This is a genomic window from Haliscomenobacter sp. (genome assembly GCF_040403615.1).
Taxonomy (GTDB): domain Bacteria; phylum Bacteroidota; class Bacteroidia; order Chitinophagales; family Saprospiraceae; genus Haliscomenobacter.
This window is the reverse complement of sequence record NZ_JBBAKG010000176.1, coordinates 1-8,176: the sequence shown is the minus strand read 5'-3', so window position 1 is coordinate 8,176 and position 8,176 is coordinate 1. Positions and strand designations below refer to the sequence as shown.

The following is an 8,176-nucleotide window of genomic DNA, read 5'->3' as shown; positions in this document are numbered from 1 at the left end:
TTCGACTTCCTATTCAAAACCCAAAATCGGGAAGTTAATTTTTCTGCGTTACTTATCAACATAGACGGGTATGGGGCGCAAAGAGTTGCTCCAAAAAATGTTAAAGTCGAAAGTGTTCGATATACAGTCATTTTTTGAAGACTAAAAGGTATTCTTGCCCTATCAAGAAACATTGGATCCAACCTCTTACTGTGAAATCAATTCAAAGCGAAACCGCATGGTGAGGGCAACGACAGACACCAGATTGGATGAAATCTCCTGTCCTTCTTCATATCGTGGTCGCATGTCTGTGTTTTGAATCATTTCGTAATAGCTCAGGTTTTGGCTCTCGAGATCTTCAACTTCCAGAATTTTACCCAGTTTGCAATGCATCAAGGCCGCCATTTTTTCCGCTTTTAGATGGGCTTTTGCGAACAATTTTTCAAATAAACCTATTTCGTCCTTGTCTGTATCGGGATAAGTTTTCTCACCTACATTCCCTTCTACATAACTCAATTGACGCAGGAGAACCACCAGATTTTCCAATTCAGCCTTGTTGCTTACTTTAACATTGAATGTAGAAAAGGACATGTCATCCCGAATAATGTTGTAGTTTTCTTCACGATTTACCGTATACTTGATCTTATTGGATTCCAGGAATTGCTTGAGTTGCATTTCATTCTCTTTGACGCGCGAACGCATTGCTTTGCGTTGTGCAGCATAATCCCGATCCAGATCGTATTCTTCTTCCAGTTCGGGATTGACTCGGATTTGATAGGTCATCGAGATAGGCTGCCGTTCGATGGATTCGGTTGCTTTTACATCCAAAAAAGCTGGGGTTTGGGCATGCATGAATGCAAAACCATAAATCGTGCAGAGCAACAGGATCAGTTTTTTCATTTTGAAATGGATATGATGGATTTTAAAAATGATTACGAAGGAAATTATACGACAAATTTGGCGGAAATTTGCCATACCCTGTTCAAAATTTCTTGACTCCAAAAATGACAATCATGCGTATCACCCTTGTCTTGCTGTTTTTCTTTTGCTTCTTTCAAATTTCAGCTCAGGAAAAAAAAGCCTGGGACTGGCTTGAACCAGCTGACACCTTTCATTCAAAACGTTTTAAACTCTTAAGTATTGGAGGCGGAGCTGCCTACGCAGTCACTTCGGTTGGATTGTATTCCATTTGGTACAAGGATTACGAATTAGGACGCTTTCGCTTTTTCAATGACAAATTTGGCAACAACGATGAATGGGCAAAAGTTGATAAAGCGGGGCACGTTGTAACAGCCTATGCCGAAAGTTACCTGGCATTCAGAGGCATGCGTTGGGCGGGCGTCAGGCACAAACCCGCAGTATGGATTGGTGCAGGAGTAGGAACGATCCTGCAAGGGACGGTAGAAGTAATGGATGGTTTTTCGGCTGGATGGGGTTTTTCAAAAATGGATTTATTGGCCAATACCATCGGCGTTTCGGTTTTTACGGTTCAGGAATTGCTCTGGGAAGATCAGCGAATGATGATCAAAGTGTCCAACACGCGCCCCAGTTATCCCAATACCTTGATCCAGGGCAACAAAGGGGGTAATCCGCTGAGTGTGCGCCAAATTGCACAGGGTTTGTATGGCAACAATTACCTGGAGGCATTCATCAAAGACTATAATGGCATGACGGTTTGGGCATCCATCAATCCCTCTTCTTTTTTTAAATTGTCCGAGAATAGCCGTTTCCCAAGATGGCTGAATATTGCGGTAGGATATGGAGCCGATGGGATTTATGGGGCATATGGGAATGTTTACACCAATTCGACAGATAGTTATAATTTGACATCTATACCTCGCGAAAAAGAATACTACATCTCCTTTGACATGGATTTGCGTCGGATTCGCACGCGAAGTCCATTGCTGCGCACCATTTTTCAGGGCTTGTCTTTTGTGAAAATTCCCGGCCCAACTTTGGAAATGAGTTCGCTTGGAAAACCCAAATTTCATTTTTTCCATTGGTAAAAATCGCACTGACAAAAATTACCTCCGGGAGCTTGAAGGTTTATTTTAGATTTGTCAATCAGACTAGCACAAACCCACCATGTACTTATTTTAGTGGGATAAAAATGAAACAATGAAACGATTAGCATTCCTTTTCCTCTGCACTGCTTTTTACAGCATAGTTGGTGCCCAAAGTACCAATGATTCACCCTGGCAGGTACCTGCCAAAAACATCGACCCCAGCAAGTATTTTGGAGTCACAGTAGCCAACGGTATGGTTGGCCTGGTTTCTTCACCTGAACCAATGCGGGTCAAAGACGTGGTATTGAATGGCGTTTATGACTACTACCAACGTGGCCGAGTGTCCAACATCCTGAAGACCTTCAACCATATGAACATGAATCTCGATGTGGATGGACGCAGGATCGGGCGCGCCGACATCAGCAATTACCAGCAAACGCTCGACATGCAAAAGGCTCAACTGAATACCACTTTTGAAGTAGGTGACAAGTTGAGTGTGAAGCACACCTTGATGTCTTTGCGTCATTTGCCGTATACGGCCATGAGCATCATTGAAATCCAGGCAAAAAAAGACGTCAGCATCACCCCAATGAGTGTGATCGAAGCGCCGGATCACCTCAGCGATGTGCGCAATTATTATGCCGAGATTGATCGCCCACACGTGACCATCCCGCTCCTGACTTCGGTAGGCAACAGTCCGAGTGGGAGAATAAAGTTGGCCTCATCAACCAGTTTTATTTTCGATGAACCGCATGGCCAAGAACCGCGCATCATCCACGAAGATTGGGATTACAACATGCACCTGGCCAAGTTTACCAAAAAACTCAAAGCGGGTGAAGTCTACCGTTTCACACTGGTGGGCTCGGCAGTTTCGTCGGCGCACTACCAGGATCCACAAAACGAAGCGGAGCGCCTGACCATTTTTGCCAAGCTAGAAGGCACTGCACGTTTGCTCAAACGACACGAAGCAGAATGGGCCAAATTGTGGGAAAGCGACATCGTCATTGAAGGAGATCTGGAAGCACAACGGGCGGTGCGTTTTGCTTTGTACCACCTGTATTCTTTTGCCCGGGAAGGCACCGCGTACAGCCTTTCTCCAATGGGCTTGTCGGGCTTAGGATACAATGGCCACGTCTTTTGGGACACCGAATTGTGGATGTATCCTCCGGTGCTGATGTTGCAACCCAAAATTGCCCGCTCCTTGCTCGATTACCGTTTTGAACGCCTGGAAGCTGCCAAAAAGAATGCCTTTTCACACGGCTACAAGGGAGCGATGTACCCCTGGGAATCCAGCGCCGAAGGCTCGGAGGATACGCCGGTTTGGGCGCTCACCGGGCCATTTCAGCACCACATTACCGGAGACATTGCCTGGGCCAATTGGAAATATTATCAGGTGACCAAAGACAAACTCTGGTTGCGCGAACGGGGTTGGCCAGTGATCAAGGCTGCTGCTGAGTTTTGGGCGAGCAGAGTAGAACGCAATGGCCCTGGCAAGTACGACATCAACAACGTGATCGGCGCCAATGAATGGGAAGAAAACATTGACAATAATGCCTTCACCAACGGCATGGCCATCACCTCCTTGCGCATTGCGACCAAAACAGCCCTGGAATTGGGCCTCACGCCCGACCCGGATTGGGAGCATGTAGCTCAAAACATCCCCATCCTCAAATTCCCTGATGGCACCACCCGCGAAAATGCCACTTATGATGGCGTCACCATCAAGCAAGCCGATGTGAATTTGCTCTCTTTCCCATTGGATATTGTCAAAGATGAAGCGGCCATCCGCAAGGATCTGTTGTACTACGAACCCCGCATGTCCAAAGATGGCCCGGCGATGGGGCAGTCGGTTTTGGCAGCATTGTACGGTCGGATGGGCGATTCAGAGAAGGCTTATGCCCTATTCAAAAAAAGCTATCAACCCAACCAGGTCCCTCCATTTGGGGTATTGGCCGAAACAGCGGGCGGCACCAATCCGTACTTTGCTACGGGTGCAGGTGGGATGCTCCAGGCAATTCTGGCCGGTTTAGGTGGGCTAGACATCAATGATCAAGGCGTTACTCAACTCAAAACCAAATTGCCCAAAGCCTGGAAATCCTTGACAATTAAAGGCGTAGGGGTAGAGAAAAAGACGTTTACCGTGAAATAATTGCATTCGAATCCAGGTAATCGAATCCTGGCATTCGAATCTTCAAATCTTTTAAAATGAAACATACTTTTGCAGTGCTAATCTGCTTAACTGTTGGCTTTTTTTCCTGTCAAAAGGAATACGATCGGGAGGAAGCCGAAAACCCGGAATACCTGCACCAGTCAGTGCGGGCTTTGAATGAAATCATCATTCACGATATTTTTTCTCCACCTGTGGCAAGTAGGATTTACGTGTATTCTTCCCTTGCTGGGTATGAAGCTGGAAAGTTTGCTGATTCTACCACACAATCTTTGGCCGGGCAGGTGAAATGGCTGGAGCAATTGCCAAAACCAGAAGCTGGTCAGGAATACTGCTTTCCTTTGGCGGGTGTGCATGCTTTTTTGACCGTAGGTCGGGCTTTGACTTTTTCGGAAGACCTGATGGATGAATTCCGTGAAGGGATGTACAAAGAGTGGAAGCAAAAATCGGGCATGCCCCGGGATGTATTTGAGCGTTCTGTCGCTTTTGGCACGACAGTAGGGATGGCAGTTGTGGAGCAAACCAAGACCGACAACTACAAGGAAAGCCGTACTTTCCCCAAGTTTACCGTAGACGAAAGCAATCCATCGCGCTGGCAACCTACGCCACCTGATTACAAGGATGCAGCAGAACCACACTGGAGTAAAATTCGTCCATTTGTCCTGGATTCGGCTGGACAGTTTTTACCCCCGCCGCCACCTAAATTTGATACCAGCAAGGGTAGCTTGTTTTACCAAAAAGTAGAAGAAGTATACCATGTCCTGGAAGCAAGCAATCGCGCCGAGCGCGAAGAAATCGCCTACTTCTGGGACGACAACCCCTTTGTATCCCACCATGCAGGGCACGTGATGTTTGCCGATAAAAAAGTAACTCCTGGTGGCCACTGGATGAACATCGCCATGCTGGCTTCGCGGATGAACAAGGCCGATTACGTCAAGTCTTCGGAGGCATATTTGTATACTGCACTGGGGTTATTTGAAGGATTCATCAGTTGCTGGCATGCGAAGTACACCTTCAACCTGGTGCGCCCTGAAACCTACATCAACAAGTACATCGATCAGGATTGGCGGCCATTCCTCCAAACGCCTGCTTTCCCTGAGCATACCAGTGGCCACAGTGTAATCTCACGTGCTGCATCAGAGGGTTTGACTTCAGTATTTGGCAACAACTTTGCGTTTACCGATACCACCAATGTGGCTTATGGCCGCACGATACGCAAGTTCCCATCTTTTATCAAAGCTTCAGAAGAGGCGAGCATTAGCCGCCTTTATGGTGGTATTCACTACTTGCCAGCTTTAGATCTGGGATTATTGCAAGGAAAAAAAGTGGGGGATTTAATCCAGCAAAAAATCAGGACTCGAAGAAAAGAAAAATAGTGATAGTGAGTTATGAATTATGAGTTATGACCACACAATCTTACCCAGCTATGCAGGATTGTGCGTTATAATTCATAACTCATAACTCATAATTCATAACTTAAAAAATCATGCTTCACGCCCTGCTCATCGCCATCAACGAATATGCTCCCGGCTCAGGAGTGCGGAATCTATCTGGCTGCCTGAACGACCTTGCGGCAGTGGAATCATTTTTGCGGCATCATTATGCGCATTTGCAGCCCAATATCCGTAAGCTGACCAACGCGGAGGCCACCCGAGCAGGGGTCATCAAAGCATTTCGTGCCCATTTGACTGGGCCACAAATCAAGAATGGAGATCAGGTCTTGTTTTATTACAGTGGTCATGGGTCTTATGGGCCAACCGCGCCTGAGTTTGCCTACAATGACCCGCTGAAACAGGACGAGACGATGGTATGTTACGACAGTCGTTTGCCTGGCAAGCAAGATTTGTCGGACAAGGAGCGTGGCGCACTCTTGGCTGAGGTTCCAAAGGGTGCAGAGGTATTGTTCATCATCGACAGTTGCCATGCAGCTTCCAGTGTACGCAATCGGGTGCTGGAAAGTGAATTGGGCGCTTCTCGTTTTCAACCCGGACAAACCACTCCCCGTACTTTAGATTCCTACCTCCTGGCCGAAGGCGAGAACATTTACCTTCAACAAAAAAAGCAGGGGCAAAGGATCAGCGTACCCACCCGTGCCTATACCCTACTGGCCGCCTGCGACCGCTTTGAATTGGCCATGGAAACCAAAGATCAGCGGGGTTTGTTTACCAGAACCTTACTGGATATCCTGAAAAATGCAGGCATGGAATACACCTATGCCGAATTGATGACCCGGGTCAAAGCCCTGTTGAAGAATACCAATGCCGCCCAGGCGCCACAATTGGAAAACTTTCAAACCAATCAAAATCAAGTATTCCTCAGCAAAGAAATTCGGCCAACTTTGGCGCGCAATCAAATCACCTTCCAGAAAAACCAATGGCAGGTCAATTGTGGCGCCATCCATGGTTTGCCAAAGGACGCAGCAGGAATGGCAAAAGTAAAGGTTGCCGTTTTCAACCCAGATAAAAACCACCAGGAGGCAGATTTTCGGGTTGGCGTAAAAGCCGTTTTTGCGACTTACAGTATATTGGATACCGATTTACCCCAAAAAGACTTTTACTGGGCCGCAGTCGATTTTGCATCCTCTTTACCGATTCAAGTGGAAACGGATGGGCAAGGCGCCATCGCTTTACAACGATTCATCGACTACGCCAAAAACAAAAATATTGGCCGCAACTGGGAACCATCCTCTGACCAACAAGCACCCAAATACCAGCTTCAGGTAAAAAACGGAATTGGCAAAATATTCCGGTTAACTGATGCACAACCGTTATTTGAACCCAGCGAAGACCTGGAGAAAACCAACAGTTACCTCAATCGGATTGCCCGTTGGGAACAATTGTGCGGGCTGCAAAATCCGGACAGTAAGATCCAAAATGGCCTGGAAGTGCAGTTTTGTGAAGAACCCAAAGACAATTCAGCCCCCCTTCCTTATGCTGAAAAAAAACTGACTTTCATCCTTCCGCAGGATGCCAGCGGTGCAAGTGAAACACTTTGGTACCATCTTCGCGCCAGAAACCGCTCGCAGCAACCTTTGCATGTGGCCATGTTGTACATCGGGCCGGATTATACCGTACAGGTACATTACATGCGCCGTATTTTACCTCCTCAAAGCGACTGGATTAAACTGGATGAATTGAACCGGGAACTAGAATTGAGCGGTCAACGCAGTCATTCCACCGAGCGTTTTTTGGTGTTGTACAGCACCGAGTATTTTGAAGAGCTGCAATACGAAGAACCGAATAACCGCGATTTGATCAGGAGGAACTTAGCCACCGATGATTGGGCTACGCAGTTGGTAGAGGTGGTCTTGAAGGGTTGAAATCAAATAATTTTAAAGAAAAATTGTTTTTATTGAAATATTACGCTATTTTTAAAACAAAAAAGAAAAAATGGGACTTGTACACGCAGAAATAGAACTCATCAATGGAGACGATCTGGCTTTGGCGCGCCGCCATTACCTGGATCAAGATGAAGTAAAAAGAATGTGGGTGACTGCTTTGGTCGACACGGGTTCTTATATGCTGTGCATCAATGAAAATATCCAGGAGCAGTTGCAATTACCGATCGTCGAGAAGCGCAAGGGTCAATTGGCAAATGGTGAAATTGTAGAGTACGATGTGGTATCATCAGTAGAATTGCGCTTTAAAAACCGCCGCACAATTTGCAATGCAATGGTTTTGCCGGGAGATAGTGAGTTATTGCTTGGAGCAATTCCGTTGGAAGATATGGACGTGTTGATTCATCCGCAACGGCAGGAGTTGATCGTCAACCCTGATCATCCTTATTTTGCACAGATGTCGTTGAAAAGTTACACGCCTACGGCGTCTGAATAGTAGATCAATGGGAACGCGGATGGGGCAAAAATAAGTGATCATTTTTCCTGAGCCAGAGGATTAGATAAAACACTTGAAATGAAACGTTTACTTATCTAATCCTCTGGCAAAATGATCACTTATTTTTTTTATCGCCCCTTATGACGCCAACACCATCTCGCGTGCCTTCGCCACTGCCTTATCCAGTCCAG

At 46.6% G+C, this 8,176-nt stretch carries 6 protein-coding genes; 5 read left to right on the top strand and 1 reads right to left on the bottom strand.

The genetic code is table 11. From position 1 onward, the window contains the following. Positions 1-186: 186 nt before the first annotated feature. The gene (locus ABW391_RS27860; protein WP_353485185.1) at positions 187-879 is read right to left on the bottom strand and encodes a hypothetical protein; all 693 of its coding nucleotides are present in this window, start codon (positions 877-879) and stop codon (positions 187-189) included. A gap of 113 nt (positions 880-992) precedes the next feature. Here ABW391_RS27860 and ABW391_RS27855 point away from each other — a divergent pair, with 113 nt between their 5' ends. The 5 genes from ABW391_RS27855 (at position 993) to ABW391_RS27835 (ending at position 7,985) form a co-directional block, all read left to right on the top strand. Beyond that, a complete protein-coding gene (locus tag ABW391_RS27855; protein WP_353485184.1) occupies positions 993-1,985 on the top strand; it encodes a DUF2279 domain-containing protein in 993 nt (330 codons plus the stop codon). Between the two features lie 112 nt (positions 1,986-2,097). Continuing rightward, complete coding sequence (locus ABW391_RS27850) at positions 2,098-4,134, top strand: kojibiose hydrolase (RefSeq protein WP_353485183.1); 2,037 nt, start codon at positions 2,098-2,100, stop codon at positions 4,132-4,134. 56 nt (positions 4,135-4,190) lie between these two features. Continuing rightward, on the top strand, positions 4,191-5,528 hold the full coding sequence (locus ABW391_RS27845; protein ID WP_353485182.1) for a vanadium-dependent haloperoxidase: 1,338 nt from the start codon (positions 4,191-4,193) through the stop codon (positions 5,526-5,528). A gap of 110 nt (positions 5,529-5,638) precedes the next feature. Next, positions 5,639-7,471 (top strand): caspase family protein, encoded by a 1,833-nt coding sequence (locus ABW391_RS27840; protein ID WP_353485181.1) that lies wholly within the window; start codon positions 5,639-5,641, stop codon positions 7,469-7,471. A 70-nt stretch (positions 7,472-7,541) separates the two neighbouring features. Beyond that, a complete protein-coding gene (locus tag ABW391_RS27835; RefSeq protein WP_353485180.1) occupies positions 7,542-7,985 on the top strand; it encodes an aspartyl protease family protein in 444 nt (147 codons plus the stop codon). Positions 7,986-8,176 lie beyond the last annotated feature (191 nt).